At 57.2% G+C, this 21,882-nt stretch carries 15 protein-coding genes and 2 pseudogenes; 8 read left to right on the plus strand and 9 right to left on the minus strand.

The window, feature by feature from the left end; all coding sequences use genetic code 11:
* Nucleotides 1-117: 117 nt before the first annotated feature.
* Both ACZ89R_RS23450 and ACZ89R_RS23455 read right to left on the minus strand, forming a co-directional pair.
* Nucleotides 118-1,044 carry a TIGR02285 family protein gene (locus ACZ89R_RS23450; RefSeq protein WP_429544441.1) on the minus strand — a complete coding sequence of 309 codons (927 nt, stop codon included), beginning with the start codon at nt 1,042-1,044 and terminating at the stop codon, nt 118-120.
* Complete coding sequence (locus tag ACZ89R_RS23455; protein ID WP_305504693.1) at nt 1,025-2,224, minus strand: CaiB/BaiF CoA transferase family protein; 1,200 nt, start codon at nt 2,222-2,224, stop codon at nt 1,025-1,027. Before ACZ89R_RS23455 ends, ACZ89R_RS23450 begins: the two co-directional genes overlap by 20 nt.
* A 146-nt stretch (nt 2,225-2,370) precedes the next feature.
* On the opposite strand from ACZ89R_RS23455, the gene ACZ89R_RS23460 reads away from it, so the two are divergent.
* The 3 genes from ACZ89R_RS23460 to ACZ89R_RS23470 all read left to right on the plus strand — a co-directional run bounded on the left by ACZ89R_RS23460 (nt 2,371) and on the right by ACZ89R_RS23470 (nt 6,062).
* Nucleotides 2,371-2,913, plus strand: a complete 543-nt coding sequence (locus ACZ89R_RS23460) for a YaeQ family protein (RefSeq protein ID WP_008072874.1) — start codon at nt 2,371-2,373, stop codon at nt 2,911-2,913.
* A 66-nt stretch (nt 2,914-2,979) separates the two neighbouring features.
* Nucleotides 2,980-4,689, plus strand: coding sequence for a single-stranded-DNA-specific exonuclease RecJ (gene recJ, locus ACZ89R_RS23465; protein WP_429544440.1), 1,710 nt, complete (start codon nt 2,980-2,982; stop codon nt 4,687-4,689).
* Between the two features lie 266 nt (nt 4,690-4,955).
* Nucleotides 4,956-6,062 (plus strand): NADH:flavin oxidoreductase/NADH oxidase, encoded by a 1,107-nt coding sequence (locus ACZ89R_RS23470; RefSeq protein WP_429544439.1) that lies wholly within the window; start codon nt 4,956-4,958, stop codon nt 6,060-6,062.
* A gap of 146 nt (nt 6,063-6,208) precedes the next feature.
* On the opposite strand, the gene ACZ89R_RS23475 is transcribed toward ACZ89R_RS23470, so the two are convergent.
* Nucleotides 6,209-7,834 carry a glucan biosynthesis protein D gene (locus tag ACZ89R_RS23475; protein WP_429544438.1) on the minus strand — a complete coding sequence of 542 codons (1,626 nt, stop codon included), beginning with the start codon at nt 7,832-7,834 and terminating at the stop codon, nt 6,209-6,211.
* A gap of 411 nt (nt 7,835-8,245) precedes the next feature.
* Between ACZ89R_RS23475 and ACZ89R_RS23480 the strand changes: the two genes are divergently transcribed.
* On the plus strand, nt 8,246-8,431 hold the full coding sequence (locus ACZ89R_RS23480) for a hypothetical protein (protein ID WP_429544437.1): 186 nt from the start codon (nt 8,246-8,248) through the stop codon (nt 8,429-8,431).
* A gap of 71 nt (nt 8,432-8,502) precedes the next feature.
* Here the strand turns inward: ACZ89R_RS23480 and ACZ89R_RS23485 are convergent, their stop codons facing one another.
* On the minus strand, nt 8,503-9,009 hold the full coding sequence (locus tag ACZ89R_RS23485) for a BRO-N domain-containing protein (RefSeq protein WP_429544436.1): 507 nt from the start codon (nt 9,007-9,009) through the stop codon (nt 8,503-8,505).
* Nucleotides 9,010-9,445: 436 nt separating this feature from the next.
* On the opposite strand from ACZ89R_RS23485, the pseudogene ACZ89R_RS23490 reads away from it, so the two are divergent.
* Together ACZ89R_RS23490 and ACZ89R_RS23495 are read left to right on the plus strand one after the other, a co-directional pair.
* Nucleotides 9,446-10,700: pseudogene (locus ACZ89R_RS23490) on the plus strand (AAA family ATPase).
* Nucleotides 10,701-10,703: 3 nt separating this feature from the next.
* A pseudogene (locus ACZ89R_RS23495) lies at nt 10,704-11,329 on the plus strand (RloB family protein).
* Between the two features lie 197 nt (nt 11,330-11,526).
* Here ACZ89R_RS23495 and ACZ89R_RS23500 read toward each other — a convergent pair.
* The 5 genes from ACZ89R_RS23500 to ydcS all read right to left on the minus strand — a co-directional run bounded on the left by ACZ89R_RS23500 (nt 11,527) and on the right by ydcS (nt 17,271).
* Nucleotides 11,527-12,951, minus strand: coding sequence for a gamma-aminobutyraldehyde dehydrogenase (locus ACZ89R_RS23500; protein WP_123498069.1), 1,425 nt, complete (start codon nt 12,949-12,951; stop codon nt 11,527-11,529).
* Nucleotides 12,952-13,125: 174 nt separating this feature from the next.
* Complete coding sequence (locus ACZ89R_RS23505; protein WP_429544435.1) at nt 13,126-13,950, minus strand: ABC transporter permease; 825 nt, start codon at nt 13,948-13,950, stop codon at nt 13,126-13,128.
* Complete coding sequence (locus ACZ89R_RS23510; RefSeq protein WP_429544434.1) at nt 13,940-14,887, minus strand: ABC transporter permease; 948 nt, start codon at nt 14,885-14,887, stop codon at nt 13,940-13,942. Before ACZ89R_RS23510 ends, ACZ89R_RS23505 begins: the two co-directional genes overlap by 11 nt.
* A gap of 1 nt (nt 14,888) precedes the next feature.
* The gene (locus tag ACZ89R_RS23515; RefSeq protein WP_192344177.1) at nt 14,889-15,926 is read right to left on the minus strand and encodes an ABC transporter ATP-binding protein; all 1,038 of its coding nucleotides are present in this window, start codon (nt 15,924-15,926) and stop codon (nt 14,889-14,891) included.
* Nucleotides 15,927-16,119: 193 nt separating this feature from the next.
* Nucleotides 16,120-17,271 carry a putative ABC transporter substrate-binding protein YdcS gene (gene ydcS / locus ACZ89R_RS23520; RefSeq protein WP_429544433.1) on the minus strand — a complete coding sequence of 384 codons (1,152 nt, stop codon included), beginning with the start codon at nt 17,269-17,271 and terminating at the stop codon, nt 16,120-16,122.
* Between the two features lie 449 nt (nt 17,272-17,720).
* On the opposite strand from ydcS, the gene ACZ89R_RS23525 reads away from it, so the two are divergent.
* Both ACZ89R_RS23525 and ACZ89R_RS23530 read left to right on the plus strand, forming a co-directional pair.
* The gene (locus tag ACZ89R_RS23525) at nt 17,721-20,648 is read left to right on the plus strand and encodes an Ig-like domain-containing protein (protein ID WP_429544432.1); all 2,928 of its coding nucleotides are present in this window, start codon (nt 17,721-17,723) and stop codon (nt 20,646-20,648) included.
* A gap of 436 nt (nt 20,649-21,084) precedes the next feature.
* Nucleotides 21,085-21,807, plus strand: coding sequence for a tellurite resistance TerB family protein (locus ACZ89R_RS23530; RefSeq protein WP_429544431.1), 723 nt, complete (start codon nt 21,085-21,087; stop codon nt 21,805-21,807).
* Nucleotides 21,808-21,882 lie beyond the last annotated feature (75 nt).

Here is a 21,882-nt window from a genome sequence, read left to right on the forward strand (position 1 = left end):
CAGGATCAAGCATTGTGCTCCGGTGCTTGTAGCTTGTTGCTACTGGTCTTTATGTAGGCCACGTTTAACCCCGAGTCGTCTCCCCACTTCTCGGGGTTTCTTTTTGCCTGCGATTCTTCAGTGCGCGGCCTGACGCTCGAAAAAAGCCCTGGTTTCTTCCAGGTAGTCCTTGCGTCTTTGCGGATCGAGCCAGTCGGCGTACAGCGGGGCCAGGCGCTCGCGGGGCAAGGCGCGCAATAGCTGATTGATTTCACTGATTGCCTGTCGCCCCTGGGGCGTATTCGAGCAACCGATGTACCCGGACAAGTATTTGCCCGTGCCTTTGACCGGATAAAACTCTAACTGATCATCGGCAATATGTTCCTGACGAGCCTGATAGCGGATTTCCGGCCAGTAACCCAAGACCACTTGCAAGCGACCCAGGCGCTGCATCTGCAACAGATTGCCGAGGGCGTCGTTGCCGTAGTGAGCCGTCAGCACGCCGGGCGGCGCTTGTTGCAGCAACGTGTCGAGGAACTGACCGTAACGGCGCTCGGCCACTACACCGACTTTCTCTCGTCCGCTGACCAACAGTGCTGCCAGATCGACTTCATCGCCAAAGAGAAAAGGCTCCAGTGCCGACCGATCTTCACGTCGGATCACCAGCCCATTGCTGACTGCCCGGAAGACCGGTATGGAAAACGCAATCCAGTGTTCGCGCTCCTCGCTCCAGATCAGCGAGGGGTCGCAGGTGAAAGATTTCTCATGGAGCATTTGCATGCCACGGGCGCGATTGACCCGCATCAGGGTGTGTTCGTATTGCGGCATCCCGGCGATCAACAGCGGCATCAGTTGATCGATAACGCCTTGGCCTTTTTTCGGGCCTTCGAAGACCGTCAGTGGCGGCAGGTCGCGCAGCAGCCAGAACAAATGTTCCTTAGGTTGCGCCAGGGCCGGGGATATCAGCCCCGCCAACAGCCCGAGCAGCACCAGCACACGCCCGATGCCGGCGTAATCGATTGCGGATGAAAGCAGACGCTTCAGCTTAGATGGCCCCGTCTTCACGCAACCGCGTGATCTGTGCCGAGTCGTAGCCAAGGTCGTGGAGTACTTGCGCATTGTGCTCACCCAACTGCGGCCCGACCCATTCGGAGCTGCCGGGTGTCTCAGAGAGTTTTGGCACAATGCCGGGCATCTTGAAGTCCTTGCCGTCGGGCAGCTTGGCTTGCAGGAACATTTCCCGGGCCAGGTACTGCGGATCACTGAACATGTCTTCGGCACTGAAGATCCGGCTGGCAGGAACGTCGGCCTGGTTCAGTTGCTCGATCACCGCGTCCAGTGGCAGTGAGTTGACCCAGCGATCGATCACCCCGTAGATCTCGTCGCGACGGCTATCGCGTCCGTCGTTGCTGGCCAGCACAGGGTCGTTGGCCAAGTCTTCGCGACCGATGATCAGCATGAAACGCTTGAAGATCGCATCGCCGTTGGCGCCGATCTGCACGTGCTTGCCGTCGGCGCTGGTGTGAATGGAGGAGGGCGTGATGCCCGGCATGATGTTGCCGGTGCGTTCGCGGATGAAGCCGAACACGTCGAACTCCGGGACCATGCTTTCCATCATGGCGAAGATCGCTTCGTACAACGCCACGTCCACCACTTGCCCCAAGCCGCCGTTGACCTCGCGATGCCGCAAGGCCATCAGTGCGCCGATCACGCCCCAGAGCGCGGCAATAGAATCACCGATGGAAATCCCGGTGCGCACTGGCGGCCGGTCCTCGAATCCGGTGATGTAGCGCAGGCCGCCCATGGACTCACCGACCGCGCCGAAGCCTGGCTGATCTTTCATCGGCCCGGTCTGACCAAAGCCCGAAAGCCGCACCATCACCAGTTTCGGGTTCAGTGCATGCAAGACGTCCCAGCCCAGGCCAAGCTTTTCCAGCACTCCGGGGCGAAAGTTCTCGATCAGGATGTCCGCTTCGCTGAGCAGCTGTTTGAGAATCGCCAGGCCATCCGGGTGTTTCAGGTTCAGGGTCAAAGACTTCTTGTTACGCGCCTGAACGAACCACCACAGCGAAGTACCTTCATACAACTTGCGCCATTTGCGCAACGGATCACCGCCGTCCGGGGATTCGATCTTGATCACTTCGGCGCCGAACTCGCCGCAAATACGCGAGGCAAACGGCCCGGCAATCAACGTACCCAATTCGATGACTTTCAGACCGGAGAGCGGTTTGTTGGAGAACGGCATACTGAATCCTGTAGGACAAAGGCTGAGCGAATGCAGAGTTTTAACATAGGCCGACGCCCATCGCCCAAAGTTGATGCCTTCAATTCGTTGATTGCCTGTTGCATCGGTTAGACTTGCCGCCTTTCCTCGTATCAAGAAGCCCGTTCATGGCCCAGCCGTCCACGACCTACAAGTTTGAACTGAACCTCACCGACCTCGACCGCAGCGTCTACGAGAATGTGAAGCAGACCATCGCCCGTCACCCTTCGGAAACCGAAGAGCGCATGACCGTGCGGCTGCTGGCCTACGCCTTCTGGTACAACGAGCAGTTGTCCTTCGGTCGCGGTCTGTCAGACGTGGATGAGCCAGCGCTGTGGGAAAAGAGCCTGGATGATCGTGTCCTGCACTGGATTGAAGTCGGCCAGCCAGACGCCGATCGCCTGACCTGGTGCTCGCGCCGCACCGAGCGCACCAGCCTGCTGGCTTACGGCAGCCTGCGTGTCTGGGAAACCAAAGTGATCCCGGCGATCAAAAACCTGAAAAACGTTCACATCGCCGCTGTGCCTCAGGAAGTGCTGGAAACCCTGGCCAAGGACATGCCGCGCGTTATCAAGTGGGATGTGATGATCAGCGAAGGAACGATTTTCGTCACCGACGACCGTGGTCAGCACGAAGTCCAGTTGCAATGGCTGAGCGGTGAACGCGGCTGATTATTCGCCGCTGAACCGCGTTACCCGGTTTTATCCTACGTATTCAAGAGAAGCACCTGTCACCCCATGCGCATCGAACCTCGCCTGTTGCCCGACACTCTACCATTCCTCGGTGATATTCCACCGCTGCTGACCCGCCTTTACGCGGCGCGGGGCGTGCAATCCGAGGCTGAACTGGACAAGAGCCTGGCGCGGCTGATTCCGTATCAGCAGCTCAAAGGTATCGATGCGGCGGTGGATTTGCTGGTGACGGCCCTGGAGCAACGTCAGCGGATACTGATCGTCGGCGACTTCGACGCCGACGGTGCGACGGCCAGTACCGTGGGCATGCTGGGGTTGCGTCTGTTGGGCGCGGCGCATGTCGACTATCTGGTGCCGAACCGGTTCGAGTATGGCTATGGCCTGACGCCGGAGATCGTCGAGGTGGCGCTGACCCGCGAGCCGCACCTGCTGATCACCGTGGACAACGGTATCTCCAGCGTCGAAGGCGTGGCGGCGGCGAAAAAGGCCGGGCTCAAGGTGCTGGTCACCGATCACCACTTGCCCGGCGATGAACTGCCCTTGGCCGATGCCATCGTCAATCCGAACCAGCCGGGTTGCGAGTTTCCGAGCAAAGCCCTGGCCGGAGTCGGGGTGATCTTCTATGTACTGATGGCCCTGCGCGCGCGCCTGCGCAGTCTGGGTTGGTATGAGAGCACGCCGCAGCCGAACATTGGCGAACTGCTGGACCTGGTGGCACTGGGCAGCGTCGCCGACGTGGTGCCGCTGGATGCCAACAACCGGATTCTGGTGCATCAGGGCCTGGAGCGGATTCGCGCCGGACGTGCGCGGCCGGGAATCAAGGCGATCCTTGAAGTGGCCAAGCGTGACCATTCGCGCATCACCTCCACCGACCTGGGCTTCATCCTCGGCCCGCGTCTGAACGCGGCAGGGCGTCTGGATGACATGAGCCTGGGCATCGAATGCCTGCTCACCGAAGACACGGGTGCTGCCCGTGAAATGGCTGCTCAACTGGACGGCATGAATCAGGACCGCAAATCCATCGAGCAGGGCATGCAGCGTGAGGCGCTGGCACAGCTCAAGGATTTGCCGGTGGAATCGATGCCATTCGGCCTGTGCCTGTTCGATCCCGAGTGGCACCAGGGCGTCATCGGAATCCTCGCCTCTCGTATGAAAGAGCGCTATTTCCGTCCGACCATTGCCTTTGCCGATGCCGGCGATGGCCTGCTCAAGGGCTCGGGGCGTTCGGTTCAGGGCTTTCATATTCGCGACGCCTTGAGCGTGGTGGCGGCGCAACATCCGAACCTGATCAGCAAATACGGCGGCCACGCCATGGCGGCAGGCCTGACGTTGCCGGAAGCGAACTTTCCGTTATTTGCCGAGGCCTTTGACGCTGAAGTGCGTAGGCAACTGCGCGAAGAAGACCTGACCGGGCGCCTGCTGTCGGACGGCACCTTGGCGGTCGAAGAGTTTCACCTGGAACTGGCCCGCGCCCTGCGCCACGCCGGGCCTTGGGGGCAGCACTTCCCGGAGCCGCTGTTTCACGGGGTGTTCCAGTTGGTCGAGCAACGCGTTGTGGGTGAACGGCACCTCAAAGTGGTGCTGAGAAGCGAATGCGGTTCGGTGAAGCTTGATGGAATCGCCTTCGGTATCGACCGCGATATCTGGCCAAATCCGACCATCAAATGGGTGGAATTGGCCTACAAACTCGACCTCAACGAGTTCCGTGGGAACGAGACCGTTCAGTTGATGATTGCCCACATCGAACCGCGATAGTGCGTTAAAGATCAAAAGATCGCAGCCTTCGGCAGCTCCTACAAAGGCATGCCGTACACCTGTAGGAGCTGCCGAAGGCTGCGATCTTTTCTTGAACCCTCCACTGATCTCCGAAGTCGACTAGTCTCTAAGCACTGCTTGATTATCCTTGTGACGTCTTGTCGATTTTTTTGCCCGCGGGGGCGGGTGCTGCACCCTTTTTCCTGTCACTCGTCGACTATTCAAACAGAACCCTGGAGCCTGCCCACTGATTCGAGAGGTGCCCCATGAGTCTGCTGCTTGAACCCTATACCCTTCGTCAATTGACCCTGCTTAACCGCATCGCGGTGTCACCGATGTGCCAATACTCCAGCGTCGATGGGCTGGCCAATGACTGGCATCTGGTCCACCTCGGCAGCCGTGCTATCGGCGGCGCTGGTCTGGTATTCACCGAAGCCACGGCGGTCACCGCTGATGGGCGGATTACCGCCCAGGACCTCGGTCTCTGGAATGATCAACAGATCGAATCCTTGCAGCGTATTACGCGCTTCATCGCCGCCCAGGGCGCCGTTGCCGGCATCCAGTTGGCGCACGCCGGGCGCAAGGCCAGTACGCATCGGCCGTGGCTCGGCAAGCATGGCAGCGTCAAGCCGGAAGACGGCGGCTGGACCCCGGTCGGCCCTTCGCCGATCGCTTTCGACCCCCAGCACACACCACCGAAACAGCTCGATGAGGGCGAGATCGCGGACATCATTCAAGCTTTCGTCGATTCGGCCAAACGGGCGCTGACCGCCGGTTTCAAAGTGGTCGAAGTACACGCCGCCCACGGTTACCTGTTGCACCAATTTCTTTCGCCCTTGAGCAATCAGCGGCGCGATCAGTACGGCGGTTCGTTCGAGAATCGGATTCGGCTGGCGCTGCAAGTCACCGAAGCGGTGCGTGCGGTGTGGCCTGAGGAGTTACCGGTATTTGTGCGAGTGTCGGCCACCGATTGGGTGGAAGATGGCTGGAACCCCGATGAAACCGTGGAGCTGGCGCGACGCCTCAAAGATCTGGGCGTGGACCTGATTGATGTCTCATCGGGCGGTACGGCGGTAAACGCGGAGATTCCCACAGGCCCCGGTTATCAGACCCGTTTCGCCGAACGCGTACGCAAGGAGTCAGGCATTGCCACTGGCACTGTAGGAATGATCACCGAACCGGCCCAGGCCGAGCACATTCTGCGTACCTGTCAGGCCGACATCATCTTCCTCGCCCGGGAGTTGTTGCGTGATCCGTATTGGCCGCTGCATGCCGATGACGATCTGGGCGGGCACAAGGCTGTCTGGCCGGCGCAGTATCATCGGGCGACCCATCGTGACCAGCCGATTCATGAATCGGATTTGCGTGACTGAAGGGGGGCTGTAAAACCGAAAAAGCCCCGGTCGAATTGACCGGGGCTTTTTAACGTCAAAAGATCGCAGCCTGCGGCAGCTCCTACATTCAATTGTGAACATTCTGTAGGAGCTGGCGAAGCCTGCGATCTTTTGATTTTGCTATATCAGGTGTATTTACGCTTATCAGGTGCAGGCGGGAAATACTGGTACAACCAGGTTTCACTCAACGTCCGGTCATTGGTGCGAATGAACAACCGCAGTTCCACCGGAGCCACGCTGTCATTGGTCGGGTACCAGTCGAAGGTAATGCGGTAGCCCTTGATGTCATCGAGCACCAACACGTTGAAGTCCTTCACTTGGCCATTCGAGCAGGTCACCACCGGCTCGATCCCCGCGCCTTCGGGCAAGCGGTCCAGACCGCCGCCGGTAAAGTCCACGGCAAAGCGTCGTGCCCAGACCTCTGGGTAATGCTCGCCCGGCGCCCAGCCTTCAATGAAACCACCCATGCCCGAACGGGTCGCGTGGACACGTGCCAGCGGTGTGCTCACCGGTGGCAGAGCGCTCCAATAGAGCTTGTAGCCATAGTTGAGGGAGTCCCCGGCCGCGACCGGTTTTTTCGGCGTCCAGAACGCAACGATGTTATCCAGGGTTTCGCCGGTTGTAGGAATTTCCAGCAAATCGATAGAGCCTTCGCCCCACGCGGTTGTAGGTTCTACCCACAGACTCGGGCGCTTGCTGTACCAGTCAACGGTGTCCTGATAATTGGCGAATTCGTGATCGGTCTGCACCAGGCCGAAACCTTTAGGATCGGTGTCGGCAAAGGCATTGAATTGCAGGGTGGCCGGGTTGTTCAGCGGGCGGCAGATCCATTCGCCGTTGCCGCGCCACATCGCCAGGCGATCAGAGTCGTGGATTTGCGGGTGAATGGTGTCGCACATGCGCCGTTCGTGAGTGCCGCAGCTGAACATGCTGGTCATCGGTGCGATGCCCAGTTGCTCGATGGCGGTGCGGGCATTGACGTGGGCGTCGACTTCCATCACCACACGCTCGGCCTGGCAATCGATGTCAAAACGGTAGGCGCCAGTGGCGCTCGGCGAATCGAGCAGGGCGTAAACCACGAAACGGGTGCTGTCCTTGTCTGGTGTCTCGAACCAGAACTTGGTGAAGTCCGGAAACTCTTCACGCTTCTTGGCGTACGTATCGATCGCCAGGCCGCGGGCCGACAAACCGTACTGGCCGGTGGCATCCACCGCGCGGAAATAGCTGGCGCCGAGGAACGACAACACGTCGTGCTTATCCAGCTCCGGGGCCTTGAACAGCTTGAACCCGGAGAAACCCAGATCGGCCTTGAGCTGTTTAGTGTCAACGGTGGTTTTTTCATAGTTGAACAGCGACGGGCGGAAATGCACCTCGCGCGCCAGTCGAGTCTTGGGATCGACGCTGTACATGCGCACCGGCTGCTTGAAACCCATGCCGACGTGGAAAAACTGCACGTCCAACTGACCTTTCAAGTCCTTCCACAGCGAGTGATTGCCGTCGTAGCGGATCGCGTTGAAGTTCTGCGGTGTCATGGTCGCCAGCGTCGGCGGCAGCACCTGTTTGGTGTCCTGATAAGGCTTGCCGGCGAGCTGTTTAGCCTGGCTCTTCAGCGCTTCGAAGTCGAACGCCACAGCGTCGCCATCAGCGGTGCTGCTGCCAGCCCAGGCGCGTGCAGCCAATAGGCCGGTGGTCGAAAGACCAGTGTAAGCCGCGATGGCCATGGAGGCTTTGAGCAAATTCCTGCGGTGCATAAGTACAACCTGTCGTGAACAATCCCGCGCCGTTCCTGGCACGTGCTGGATCTGAAATAACGGTTCGGACATGCCTTCGGCCAAACGCAACGGACTTTAGAGCAGATGCCAATAAGCTTAAACCGTTCAGTTGCAGAGCAAAAATGTTTGATGGCACCGCGACAGCGCGGCAATGAAACAAGACATGTCAGGTAACGTTTCTCACAGCACTTTCTGATTTATAGGGCATATCTGCTTTTTTCGACTAATTACTCTAAAAACCGCTTTTCAGCGCCGATTTAATTTCTATTCTATGGGCATGACCGGTTTCGGCCCTTCAGGCCGGTGGGTTCAGCGCGTACAAGACGCCGCTGAAAGTGATAGGGCGATGCGGTTTTGCAGTTTTCTCTGACGTATAGAAGGACATCGTCCATGTCGAAAGTACAAGGCATCACTGAAATGTTAGGACTCTTTCCTTGCCTGACCACCGGTCGGCGAAGGCGTCGGCTCAGTTCGGAGGAGTTGAAGTTGGTGGAGCGGTATCGCGAGCTGTCGGAGAATGACCGGATTGCGATGCGGTATCTGGTGGATGCGATGCGCAATGTTTCGCGGTTTTAACGGTAGGAGATTGAGTGATGTTGGAAAACCAAAGGGGCGGACTGTAAAAGTCCGTCCCTTTGTGCATCAGTTCAACGGCTACAAATCGTGAATGGCCGCTGTGCCTGCATCAAGTCAGGCATGTCCCGCCACTTGATCCAGGCCTGATGCTGCCAATGCAGCAGTGGTACAGAGATCCCAGCCCACTGCAACGAACTCAGGCTCGGGATGTTATCCACAGGGGTCGCTTTCGAATCACGCAGTATTGGGATCACCTCGTTGCTCAGCCACTGGCGCAGGTTTCGGTTTTCCGGGACGAAATGATGAACGAGCAGGGCATACATTCCTGATTCGCTGACCATCAGTGATTCGGTCGTTTTGCCGTTCTTCAGCAGCCAGACATATTGGCGTTGATCAGGATCGAGCTTCAGGGTGAGTCGCTGGTCCAGCGGTCGGCCCATTAAGCGACCAAGGTCCTGGACACAGAACCAGGCTTGGTTGTCCTGCATGAAGGTGTGGAGGAAGCGATTGTGGCGGGTGAAGACAGTAGGGGTGAAATGAGGATGGATTTCAGAGGGATTCAGCGTGTGCTCAAGCATTTTTCGACTCCATGTTGAAAAGGAAGCCGCCACTAATCCTTCGACAGATTGGGGTGGCGGACCGTGCGGCGTTCGAAGTCGGGACATTCTCGATCAACATGGAAGCCAAGAGGCCCGCGCCACACGGCCCACCATAAAGCGAAGCTGAAAGGCAAAATTGCCCCAGTTCATATGGGGGCGCGGATGCGCCATGTTGATGATGTACCGGCTTCGACCCCGGGTCGCTGATTTGGCAGCGACGGGATAAGCCTATCGTTCAGGCGCTCGCGGCGCCAAGTCTACTCTGGCGATGCTTGTTGTAGGAATTGTTGTATTTGCCGGAAGGCTCCATCTGTAGGAATTTCCTGTTTTTGCACGAGGTGCAGAGAGACAGCGCCAAATGAATGGTTTTTCCTATATTTATTCTGCTTTCCGGAATTAAGTGCAGGATTTCTACATGTTGATCGAATTTTCGGTTTCCAATTATCGCTCCTTCCGTGATGCGCAAACCCTGTCCATGGTTGCGACCCCGCGTCTGAGTAAAAAGCGAAATGTATTAAAACCTTCCGTGAGTGGCGAAAAACTACCGGACTTGTTGAAGGTAGCGGCGATTTACGGGCCTAACGCGTCCGGTAAATCTTCTCTTATCCAGGCGATGGGGATCATGGGACGCCTGCTTGCAACGACCCCCTCCTCAAATGATGATCCGCTGCCGGTTTCACCGTTTCGTTTTGACCCGCAGCTCAAGGACGAACCCAGTTTTTTTGAATACAACTTCATTCAAAAAGGGCTCCGATATCGGTTTGTCCTGCGCATTACTTCGCAACGGATAATCAAGGAGCAACTGGTCTCCTATCCCAAAGGGAAAGAAACACTGCTGTATGAACGTCGTTTTGGTGATGAGGGAGAGCAGTATGTTTTTGGTTCAAGTCTTGAGGGGGGGGAAGGATGTCCACAATGCCTGGCGGCGTCTGACGAGCCCTAAGGTGTTGTTTATTTCGCAGGCCGTTGCGAACAGCAGCGAAGAATTGACTCAGTTGCGAGCGCCGTTTACCTGGTTTCAAACCGGGCTTCTTGTCATTGAGCAGAACAATATGATGGGGCTGTCTGCCGCCTCCATCAGGTTTTTACAGGTTGCCTCGGACTACACAGTCGATTTAAAAGAGTTCTTAAGGGCAGTGGATATTCCGGTGTCTGCTATTCAACTCAATACTGAGGATGCAGATGCTGTTCCGACCAAGAAGAAGCTCACGCTTAAAGAATTCTTCGCGGCGGCACAAAAAGACAAAGTGACCCTGACACATACAAGTCTTTTGGGAACAGCAGAGTTTGATTTTTCAGAGGAGTCCGGAGGCACAAAAAACCTGATTGGCTTTTGGTTGCCCTGGTTCATGATCAATCGCGCAGATGGAAGCGGGATACTGTCTGTCGATGAGTTGGACAGCAGCCTCCATCCAGAAATAGTCGCTGATCTGATCGGGAAACATCTCGATAGCGGATTGGATACTCAGCTGATCTTTACGACACACGACACTCATCTGATGAATGCAAAAATTCTGCGGCGTGATCAGTTCTGGATCACTGAGCGCGATGCCAATGGTGCAACCAGTGTTTTTTCCGTTCACGATTTTGAAGGGCGAGAGGGGGAGGATGTTGAGAAACGCTACTTTGAAGGCCGTTACCGCGGTTTGCCTCTGATTAGGCAGGGGTGACCAATGGTGCACTCGATAAAATCATTTGATCGGAAGAAATCAAGATTCAAGCCTCAGCCCCAAGTGCTGGTTCTCTGTGAAGATAGCAAGTCAGGAAAACGGTATCTGGAGGAGGCTGCGTTTCATTTTCGCGCCAAAGCTCAGGTAGAAATTGCCCACTGCGGCGTCACGCACCCGAGCGAATAGTAGAAAGAGCCATTGCCCGTCAGAAACGTTTCGACAAAGTGTTTTGTGCATTGGATCGCGATACGCACCAATGTTTTGAGAGAGCGATAGATCTGGCGAGACCTCATCCGAAAATCAAAGTCATAGCACCGTTTCCCTGTTTTGAGTTTTGGCTTCTTTTGCACTTCGGTTTTAATCGAAAGCCATTTAGAGCTGTTGGGAAAAACTCTCCGGGCGACTTGGTAGCCAAGAGCCTCAGAGAAAAACCGAACATGGATACGTACCAAAAGGGCAAAGGCATCAACTATTTTGCTCAGCTATTGGGTGAGCCTTTTCAGAAAGCCAGAGCTTTGGCACCCAGGATTCTCGAAGACGTCGCCATCAGCGGCGAACCCAATCCGAGTACCGAAATCCATCTGCTGATGGATGAATTCGAAATCCTCTCCAAGCCTCAGCCGATCTAGCACCATCAACCCTGCCAAGAGATGTGGCCAGCATTGATGGTGTTAAATGGGTTCATTTTTTTTGGCTTTTGGTGTGGGACTTGGCGGTGCGCGTTGCCGGGGTCTTCCTTTATTGTGCGGTGACGCCATTCGCGAGCAAGCCCGCTCTCACAGAGATTGCGCAAATCCTGTAGGAGCGATACTTGCCCGCGAAGCTTTTAATGCTTGAACATCACATGCCGCACAACGGTGTAATCCTCCAACCCATACATCGACATGTCTTTCCCGTAACCAGACAGTTTCTGACCGCCATGGGGCATTTCGCTGACCAGCATGAAGTGGGTATTCACCCACGTACAGCCGTACTGCAAGCGTGCAGACAGGCGATGGGCGCGGCCGACGTCCGTGGTCCAGACCGATGACGCCAGGCCGTAGTCTGAATCGTTGGCCCAGGCCAGCGCCTGCGCTTCATCGGTGAACCTGGTGACCGACACTACCGGCCCGAACACTTCGCGGCGCACGATCTCGTCGTCCTGTTGCACGTCGGCCAGCACCGTTGGCTCAAAGAAGAAGCCATTGCCTTCCACCGCTTTGCCGCCAGTGATCAACCGGATGTGTGGTTGCGCCATGGCACGTTCGACCAACGCGGTCACGCGGTCGCGATGTTGTGCGCTGATCAACGGGCCAAGCTCCGTCGAGGGATCGTCCTGCAAGCCGTACTTGATACTGCTGACGGCCGCACCGAGCTTCTCGACGAACTGGTCGTAGATGCCTGCTTGCGCATAAATGCGGCAGGCGGCGGTGCAATCCTGACCAGCGTTGTAGAAACCGAAGGTGCGAATGCCTTCCACGGCGGCGTCGATGTCCGCATCGTCGAAGATGATCACCGGCGCCTTGCCGCCCAGTTCCATGTGCAGGCGTTTGACGTTTGCGGCGGTGCTGGAAATGATGTTCGAGCCGGTGGCGATGGAGCCGGTCAGCGACACCATGCGCACTTTCGGATGTGTGACCAATGGGCTGCCGACCGTAGGACCACGGCCGAACACCAGGTTAAGCACACCAGCCGGGAAGATGTCCGACGCCAGTTCTGCCAGGCGCAGGGCGGTCAGCGGGGTTTGCTCTGACGGCTTGAGCACCACGGTATTACCGGCGGCCAGGGCCGGGGCGATTTTCCAGGCGAGCATCATTAGCGGGTAGTTCCACGGCGCGATGGAGGCAATCACGCCCACCGGGTCGCGGCGGATCATTGAGGTGTGGCCGGGCAGGTATTCCCCTCCCAGCGCGCCGCTCATGCAACGGTTGGCGCCGGCGAAGAAACGGAACACGTCGGCAATCGCCGGAATCTCGTCGTTCAGCGCGGCGCTGTAGGGTTTGCCGCAATTGTCCGACTCCAGTTTGGCCAGCTCTTCGCCATGGGCTTCGATGATGTCGGCGAGTTTGAGCAGCAGCAACGAGCGTTCTTTCGGCGTGGTTTGCGACCAGGCTTGGAAGGCGTTGTCGGCGGCACGCACGGCGGCGTCGACCTGGGCTTCGCTGGCTTCGTTGATTTCTACCAGCACACGGCCCAGAGCCGGGTTGAACACGGCTTGGGCGGGGCCGTCGCCATTGACGAGTTGGCCGTTGATCAAGAGTTTGGTTTGCATGGCTATGTCCTCATCGAAGCGATTGTATTTCTGTCGGAACCGAACCCCCGTAGGAGCGAGGCCAGCCCGCGAAGGCGATTTTACATTCAACATTAGTGTCGACTGACACACCGCCTTCGCGGGCTGGCCTCGCTCCTACAGGATCCGGTTCCCACATCGGAAATGCGTTGTCCATTATTTCCCGCCACTGCCCGCAACGCTTTCCCCGCCCCGGGTCAGGTAATAGGCGCCGAGGATCGGCAGCATGGTCACCATCATCACCAGCATCGCGACGACGTTGGTGACCGGCACGTCCCGTGGGCGGCTGAGCTGGTTGAGCAGCCACAGCGGTAAGGTGCGTTCATGGCCGGCGGTGAAGGTGGTGACGATGATTTCGTCGAACGACAGCGCAAACGCCAGCATGCCACCGGCCAGCATCGCCGAGCCAAGGTTCGGCAGGACGATGTAGCGGAAGGTCTGCCAGCCGTCGGCGCCGAGGTCCATCGAGGCCTCAATCAAACTGTGTGAAGTGCGGCGCAAGCGGGCGATGACGTTGTTGTAGACGATCACCACGCAGAAGGTCGCGTGGCCGACGATGATGGTGAACATCCCCGGTTCGATCCCTAGCGTTTTGAACGTCGCCAGCAGCGCGATCCCGGTGATGATCCCGGGCAGGGCAATCGGCAGGATCAGCATCAGCGAGATGCCTTGCTTGCCGAAGAAGTCCCGCCGGTACAACGCCGCCGACGCAAGAGTGCCCAGGACCAGCGCAATCAATGTGGCGACCGCCGCGATTTGTAACGACAGCTTGATCGCTTCCAGCACGTCGGGGCGGGAGAACGCCACGCCGATCCACTTCAGGGTGAAGCCCTTGGGCGGAAAGCTGAACGCCGCGTCTTCGGTGTTGAAGGCGTAGAGGAAGATGATCAGGATTGGGAAGTGCAAGAACACCAACCCGCCCCAGGCAGCGATGCGCAGGCCCAGGGATGCCCGGTCTTGAGATGAAGTATCAGAGCGCATCGAAAGCCCCCAGACGTTTGACGATGGACAGGTAAATGGCGATCAGCACGATCGGCACCAGCGTGAAGGCCGCCGCCATCGGCATATTGCCGATCGCTCCTTGCTGGGCGTAGACCATGCTGCCGATGAAGTAGCCCGGCGGGCCTACCAGCTGCGGCACGATGAAGTCGCCCAGGGTCAACGAAAAGGTGAAGATCGAACCGGCGGCGATGCCCGGAATCGACAGCGGCAGAATCACTTGCATGAAGGTCTGACGCGGTTTGGCACCGAGGTCGGCCGAAGCTTGTAAAAGCGACGGCGGCAGGCGTTCCAGTGAGGCCTGGATCGGCAGGATCATGAACGGCAGCCAGATGTAGACGAACACCATGAACCGCCCCAGATGCGAGGTCGACAAGGTGCTGCCGCCGACGCCCGGAATCCCGAGCACGAACTGCAACACCGGCTCCAGTCCCAAGTGCTGAACGAACCACTGGGCCACGCCGCCCTTGGCCAGCAGCAAGGTCCAGGCGTAGGCCTTGACGATGTAACTGGCCCACATCGGCATCATCACCGCGATGTAGAAAAACGCCTTGGTCTTGCCGCTGGTGTAGCGCGCCATGTAGTAGGCGATCGGGAACGCCACGACCGCACTGGCGATCGACACGACAATGGCCATGCTCAGGGTGCGCAGGATGATGTCGAAGTTCGACGGCTGGAACAGCGCTGCGAAGTTCGCCAGGGTCAGGTCGGGCGTGACCGCCATGGTGAAGTCATCGAATGTGTAGAAGCCTTGCCACAACAACGTCAACAGCGAACCGAGGTAGATCGCACCGAACCACAGCAGCGGCGGCACCAGCAGCAGCGACAGATACAGGTTCGGCCGCCGGTACAGCACGTTCGAAAACCGGCGCAACGGCGAGCCGCTGGCAGGGGTTTGAGGAGCGGCCACGCTGTTCATCTCATACCCCGCCCACAATATTGTCGTGCAGCGGAATCATCGCTTCGCGCGCCCAACGAGCGCTGATGCGTTGCCCGGTCTGGTGTTGCGTGCTGACATCCAGCCACTGAACGTTGGCCTGGCTGATGTTCAACGTCTGGCCGTTTTCCAGTTTCAGTTCATAGCGGGTGGCGCTGCCTTGGTACTGGATGTCGTGCAGCAGGCCGCTGACTTCGATTTCATGGCTGGCCAGCGGGCCTTCGGCGAAACGCACGTGTTCCGGGCGGATCGAAAACGGCTGTGGATTGCCGCTCAACTGACGGGCCAGATCGCCGCGAATCACATTGGAAGTGCCAACGAATTCTGCGACGAACGTGGTTGCCGGCTTCATGTACAGATTGCGCGGTGTGTCGACCTGTTCGATGCGGCCCTTGTTGAACACCGCCACGCGGTCGGACATCGACAGCGCTTCGGTCTGGTCGTGGGTAACGAAGATGAAGGTGATGCCGAGCTGGCGTTGCAGCTTCTTCAGCTCGCCTTGCATTTGCTCGCGCAGCTTCAGATCGAGGGCACCCAAGGGTTCGTCGAGCAACAACACACGCGGGCGATTGACCAACGCGCGGGCCAGGGCCACACGCTGGCGCTGGCCGCCAGAGAGTTGTACCGGTTTGCGCTCGCCGTAGCCGCCGAGGGCGACCATATCAAGGGCTTCTTCGGCGCGTTTTTGGCGTTCGGTCTTGCCGACACCTTTGACTTTCAAACCGTAGGCGACGTTGTCGAGTACGTTCATGTGCGGGAACAACGCGTAGTCCTGGAACACAGTATTCACGTCACGCTGATACGGCGGTAACCCCGCAGCTTCGGCGCCGTGAATACGGATGGAACCCGCGCTTGGTTGTTCGAAACCGGCGATCAGGCGCAGGCAGGTGGTTTTGCCCGAGCCAGAGGGGCCCAGCATGGAAAAGAACTCGCCGTCCTGGATATCGATAGAAACCCGGTCAACGGCCTTCACCTCGCCGAACTGCCGGGAAACGTTGGTGAACTGGACTGCAAGCGTCATGGTGCGTTGCTCCGAAAAGGCGCGTTTTCTATCAATTGAATCGGGTGTTCCGTTAAAAGATCGCAGCCTTCGGCAGCTCCTACGGGATTTGCAGAAGACGCCACATTTGCGGTGCATGCCGTCGGCGTAGGAGCTGCCGAAGGCTGCGATCTTTTGATCTTGTTTTTAATCTCTCTGTCGACCTCAAGAGCGCTTAACGCCCCCCCATAATCGCAATGTAATCCTGGGTCCAGCGGCTATAAGGCACAAACTTGCCGCCTTCAGCCTGCGGAGTTTTCCAGAAGGCGATCTTGTCGAACTGGTCGAAACCGTTGGTCTTGCAACCCTCGGCGCCCAGCAGTTCGCTGGCCTTACACGCCGCCGGAACCGCCGGCAATGAGCCGAACCAGGCGGACACATCGCCCTGGACCTTCGGCGTGAGCGACCAGTCCATCCACTTGTACGCGCAGTTCGGGTGCTTGGCCTCGGCGTGCAGCATGGTGGTGTCGGCCCACCCGGTGGCGCCTTCTTTGGGGATGGTCGAGGCGACGGGCTGTTTCTCGTTCATCAGGCCGTTGACCTGATAGGGCCAGGAACTGGAGGCCACCACGCCTTCATTCTTGAAGTCACTCATCTGCACGGTGGTGTCGTGCCAGTAGCGATGGATCAACTTTTGCTGGGCGCGCAGCAGGTCGAGAACGGCCTTGTACTGTTTTTCGTCGAGCAGGTAAGGATCCGTGATGCCCAGTTCCGGCTTGGCGGTTTTCAGGTACAGCGCCGCGTCGGCGATGTAGATCGGGCCGTCATACGCTTGCACGCGGCCCTTGTTGGATTTGCCGTCGGACAGCTTCTGCTCTTCGAACAGCACCCCCCAACTGGTAGGTGGCTGCGTGAACACTTTGGTGTTGTACATCAACACGTTCGGGCCCCATTGATAAGGGGTGCCGTAAGTCTGGTTGTTGACCACATACCACGGCGCATCCTTGAGGCGCGGATCGAGATTTTTCCAGTTGGGAATCAATGCGGTATTGATCGGTTGCACACGTTTGCCGGCGATCAGACGCAGGGAGGCGTCGCCGGACGCCGTCACCAGGTCGTAACCGCCCTTGGCCATCAGGCTGACCATTTCATCGGACGTGCCGGCCGTCTTGACGTTGACCTTGCAGCCGGTTTCCTTCTCGAAGCCGGTCACCCAGTCGTAGGTCTTGTCGGTTTCGCCCCGTTCGATATAGCCGGGCCAAGCGACGATATCCAGCTGACCTTCGCCGGCACCGACGGCTTTCAGCGGCTCGGCGGCCTGCAAGCTGGCGCTGGCCAGCAGTGCCGTGGTGATTGCACTGAGCAGTGCGGTCTTGTGCACAAGCATGGTGAACCCTCTTCTTTAAATTATGGTCGGGGCAGTTCTGAACGGGGTGAAGCCAATGCCGTTATGGCTAATTGTTAGCGTAGTGCGCTTTTATAAATGCTGTCCGTGACGGGCCATGATGTGGCGCACCACGCTGTAGTCCTCACAACGCGATGCACGGTTCTGACGCAGGGGCATCATGGGGAATTACCGGGTGGGCGGTTTTATCGATTTGCCCGAGTGTAGATCTTTTTATTCGATGGATTGGTTTGTGCGGGGCGGGACGGCAAGTCGTTTGAATGCTGTCCTCGGTGTCGATGCCGGAGCCAGAAATCCCTTACCGTTCGTCTTAAACCCTCATCTACCTGTTATTTATGACAGTAGGCAAAACCTTCCCTCAAGTATCCAATCCGTTCACTACCGAGGCATTTGCCAAAGGGTCGTTCTTTTTCGTGGATAGGAGCTTTCTCATGACCAGTCAGCAACTTTTTGCCGCCAATGGCGAACTTGTAGGGCAAAGTGTTCTGTTTCCTCCCGAACGCGAGATTGTCGTCCTGGCGGTATCTCCACCCTATGTCATGGGGGGAAAGCCGCTGGAGGATGACCGCGTCGGAGCCAACTACAGCATGGTCCACAGCGATGTAAAAGGGTTGCTGTGTTACATACTGTCGTATATCAACATGTCCGCTGACGATTGGATCCATGTATCCCTGGGCAATGGTCCGGAGACCGAACCTTTCCAGGTCACGGACAAGTACGTCAATCAAAACGTCCCCTTCTACATTTCCACCAAAACCATGGAGGAGAGCTATCCGGAAGCAGGTGTGGGCACTCTTCCTCTGATCTGTCGCATTGAGCGTTTGAGCGGAAATCCGGAAAACTCGCTTCCCATCAATCTGTTCTATAAAAATCATGCCCCCGGCGAGCTCGATACCGATCTTGGCAAGCCGTTCAACCAAGGGTTGAAATTGCCGGTACCGTCGGAAACCATCATCGACCAGAACGTGATGGCCGAGGGCATGACCGTTACCGTCAGGGCGTATCCGTTTCAGGCCGTGGATGACGACGTTTATCTCGCCTTTGGAACGCTTGAGTTCGTGCTCAAGGTCCAAAACCCCACACAAGATATTGTTTTCGAACTAACCCCCGAGCATCTCAAACAACTGCCCGCGACCGACAAGGTGATAGTGCGCTATCAACTGATCGACAACGTGCATAACCGCAGCGGTTGGTCTGACTCGGTGGTGGTGCAGTCCAAACCCAATGTCAGCCTGCTTCCGGCGCCGGTGATCAACAACGCGGATGCTGACAACGTGGTCAATCATGACGAGCTCGGTGGCGGGCCCATGGAAGTGATGGTATCGGGGGTTTTCGCGAGCGGTGATGTGATCGTGCTGACGTTGGTAGGCTTCACTCAGGCAGGCGATCGGGTCGAGCATTCCTACAGCAGGACCCTGGCGGGTACCACCAGAACCGTGTGGTTCGATGTCGAGAACGAGCGGGTGCAGGTATTGATTCGGGGTTCGGTGGAGGTGAGATATGTCTTGACCAGAAAAAGTACTGGCCAACCCCAGGACTCGAAACCTGCCTATGCCACCATCAGTGGCTCGGCAATTCTGTTGCGCGCGCCCAGTGTCGAACAGGCAACGGAAGACGAACTGCCGGCCGATACACCGCTGGCCAACGTGTTGGTGCCGTTCTACTGGCCGTTAGTCAGGGGCGCGCAGGTGAAACTGTATTGGCAAATCACCGGCAACGATAACGATGGTGTGGTCAATCGATACGTTTTTGGGCGCACCATAGAAGACCCGACCCAACCCGTCACTTTCGGTGTATTGAACAAATACATCGTGCCGTTTGCAAATAGCCCGTTAATCGTTCAATACGAGATTACAAATCCGGGCCGGCCACCGGTGGTGTCCGAGTTACTGAAGTTGCAGATCGGTGAGCAGGCACTCCCGGCCGAGTTCCAGAAACCTTCGATCAAAGAGGCCAATGGTTCAACCACCCTGAATCCAGTTGCCGCGAAAGACGTTTTGACGGTGGTCGTGCCCGCCAATGCTGTCTTGTTACCAACTGACCGAGTGATCGTCAAATGGACCGGGGCGCCCGGTACCCCGGCTGATGGTTCGCATACGTCGGTGCCAAGAGAGTTGGGCCAAAACTTCGAATTTCCTATCCCCAACAGTGTGGTGGCGTTCAACCTGGGCTTGAGTGTGACGGTGTCCTATACCATCACCCGAGGTAACGGCGATCCAATACCGTCGCAGACGTTTACGTTGGCTGTCCAGGCATTACCGCAGTCGGCATTGAACCGCCCGACGATCACGCAAGCCGATAACAATGGTGAAGGTGAGTACCTGGACGTTACCAAACTGACGGGCAATGGCACCATGAGAATGAGCGATTGGCCGCTGATTGCCGTAGGTCAGTTCGTGTGGATGCATTTGGAGGGTAAAAAAGCTGACGGCGAGCCTTACATCAAACCAATGTGGGCGCCACCCGGCAGTAAGGTCAGTCAAGCATGGGTCCGCGACCGTTTTGCCGCGTATAGCGGTATTCCTCTCGCCGAATTGCAAAACCTGGAAGACGAAAGTACGTTGAAAATGGTGTTCAAGGCTGCTTTGGGCCAGGACGTGAGCAAGCCGCTGTTGTTCCCGGAGCGCACCTATACCATCAAGTCGGTGGTGGATTCGAAGCCAGGGATTACCTCGGTGAAAGACCCCAAGAACGTCGACGTCCCTCACAACGGTTCCACCGTCGAGACCAGCGTGACGCTCACCGGCACGGCCAGCAAAGGCCAGAAGGTGCAGATTCTCGATGGCGCCACCGTCAAGGGCGAACCTACCGCCGACGCGGCGACCGGCATCTGGACCCAGGTGGTCTCGGCGCTGAATGTGGCGGAGCACAATTTCACCGCGAAAGCGCTGTATGGCAGTGGTCAGGTTTCGACAGCCTGGACTTTTACTGTGGCTGCGCGTGTGTATGACCTGACGACGTTTGCTGGCAGCAATATGAACGGATGGGTGCGAGGACCTGCCGCAACTGAAATGAGATTTCTCAACTATCTGGGGTCGCCTGCATTAAATAATAATACACCTAATAATAACTCCCAAGGTGTATACATAAGTAAGACTTTCAGAGATCTACACATAGGGCAAACTTATGAATTCAGTATTCGGGCGGCCAATGGAACCTGGCCTTATAATCCTGCGCAAATTTCGCTAAGGGCAAATGACACTGTTATAAGGGGGGTGTTTATTCCTCCGCAGACGTGGTCTACATACACAGGTTCCGTAATGGCTGAGTCAACTCAAATAACGTTTTCGATATATATTCATCTCGCAACAGGGAATGGGAATGACTACTTCTTAACCGATTTACTGATAAGAAACTGAAGAGTATTCGGGGTGGATTTATTTGTTTAATAATTCCATCTCGTTTTATTTGTTTATCGTCGCTACTGTCAGATCTGGTGAGGCAGCCATTTCAAAGTAATCGCAAAATAGTTGGGATGGATTTATTTAATTAATGAATCTGTTCTATTTCTACTGTTCCATTGTTGCTAATAAGTAGCTTGAATCTATTTTAGCCAAGCGCCTGATGCAATGTCTCGGGCGTTTTTTATTTTGGATATACTCGGGGCAACCTATTTAAAAGACAGGCGCCAATTTTTACTGATCCAATTGTTGGGTCGCCAAGGTCGAGAAGGGAAATCAGCGCCTGCCAGTAGCAAGCAACATCCTGAAGCACTCTCACCCACGACACCGGGCACTTTCAGTTCAGTCTCATGGCCTTAATGATCCGGTTAACCCGAATTCGTGGAGGCAGCAAATGAACACCCGTGGATTGCTCGATCAGTTACTCAAGTCCGGTCAGGATCTGTTGCAGAACAAGGCTGGCGGGACGCAGAACAAATCGGCTGCCGGTGGGCTGGGCGGCCTGCTCGGCGGTAATGGTGGGGCTGGCGGGCTCGGCAGCCTGCTCTCGGGCGCCGGCGGTGGTGCTTTGGCGGCCGGGGCCATGGGTCTGTTGCTGGGCAGCAAGAAGGCTCGCAGTGTGGGCGGCAAGGCCCTGACTTATGGCGGCCTCGCCGCGTTGGGGGTCATTGCCTATAAGGCTTACGGAAATTGGCAGGCCCAGCAAGGCACCACGTCGAAGACCGAACCACAAACCCTCGACCGCGTACCGGCGGCGCAAGTCGAGCAGCACAGCCAGGCGATTCTCAAGGCGCTGGTGGCGGCGGCCAAAGCCGATGGTCATGTGGATGAACGCGAGCGTGCGTTGATCGAAGGCGAGTTCACCAAGCTCGACAGCGATCAGGAACTGCAGCAGTGGCTGCATGCTGAACTCAACAAACCGCTGGACCCGACCGACGTCGCCCGCGCCGCCAGCACCCCGGAAATGGCGGCCGAAATGTACATCGCCAGTGTGATGCTGGTGGACGAAGAGAACTTCATGGAAAAGTCCTACCTCGATGAACTGGCGCGGCAGTTGAAGCTGGAGCCGGGGTTGAAGGCTGAGTTGGAGAAGCAGGTGCGGCAGGTTTCGGTGTAAGCGACGCTTTTTAAAAGATCGCAGTCTTCGGCGGCTCCTACGGGATCGCGTTTATCCGTTAGGGACGGGTGTACG

This window comes from Pseudomonas sp. TE3728 (genome assembly GCF_056279145.1).

Excerpts from the sequence above, each read along its gene's own strand:
- ACZ89R_RS23510 (WP_429544434.1), bottom strand. The coding sequence starts at position 14,887 with ATGAACAGCGTGGCCGCTCCTCAAACCCCTGCCAGCGGCTCGCCGTTG.
- ACZ89R_RS23525 (WP_429544432.1), top strand. The coding sequence starts at position 17,721 with ATGACCAGTCAGCAACTTTTTGCCGCCAATGGCGAACTTGTAGGGCAA.
- ACZ89R_RS23475 (WP_429544438.1), bottom strand. The coding sequence starts at position 7,834 with ATGCACCGCAGGAATTTGCTCAAAGCCTCCATGGCCATCGCGGCTTAC.
- ACZ89R_RS23530 (WP_429544431.1), top strand. The coding sequence starts at position 21,085 with ATGAACACCCGTGGATTGCTCGATCAGTTACTCAAGTCCGGTCAGGAT.
- ACZ89R_RS23485 (WP_429544436.1), bottom strand. The coding sequence starts at position 9,009 with ATGCTTGAGCACACGCTGAATCCCTCTGAAATCCATCCTCATTTCACC.
- ydcS (WP_429544433.1), bottom strand. The coding sequence starts at position 17,271 with ATGCTTGTGCACAAGACCGCACTGCTCAGTGCAATCACCACGGCACTG.
- ACZ89R_RS23515 (WP_192344177.1), bottom strand. The coding sequence starts at position 15,926 with ATGACGCTTGCAGTCCAGTTCACCAACGTTTCCCGGCAGTTCGGCGAG.
- ACZ89R_RS23470 (WP_429544439.1), top strand. The coding sequence starts at position 4,956 with ATGAGTCTGCTGCTTGAACCCTATACCCTTCGTCAATTGACCCTGCTT.
- ACZ89R_RS23460 (WP_008072874.1), top strand. The coding sequence starts at position 2,371 with ATGGCCCAGCCGTCCACGACCTACAAGTTTGAACTGAACCTCACCGAC.
- ACZ89R_RS23480 (WP_429544437.1), top strand. The coding sequence starts at position 8,246 with ATGTCGAAAGTACAAGGCATCACTGAAATGTTAGGACTCTTTCCTTGC.
- ACZ89R_RS23505 (WP_429544435.1), bottom strand. The coding sequence starts at position 13,950 with ATGCGCTCTGATACTTCATCTCAAGACCGGGCATCCCTGGGCCTGCGC.
- ACZ89R_RS23500 (WP_123498069.1), bottom strand. The coding sequence starts at position 12,951 with ATGCAAACCAAACTCTTGATCAACGGCCAACTCGTCAATGGCGACGGC.
- ACZ89R_RS23455 (WP_305504693.1), bottom strand. The coding sequence starts at position 2,224 with ATGCCGTTCTCCAACAAACCGCTCTCCGGTCTGAAAGTCATCGAATTG.
- recJ (WP_429544440.1), top strand. The coding sequence starts at position 2,980 with ATGCGCATCGAACCTCGCCTGTTGCCCGACACTCTACCATTCCTCGGT.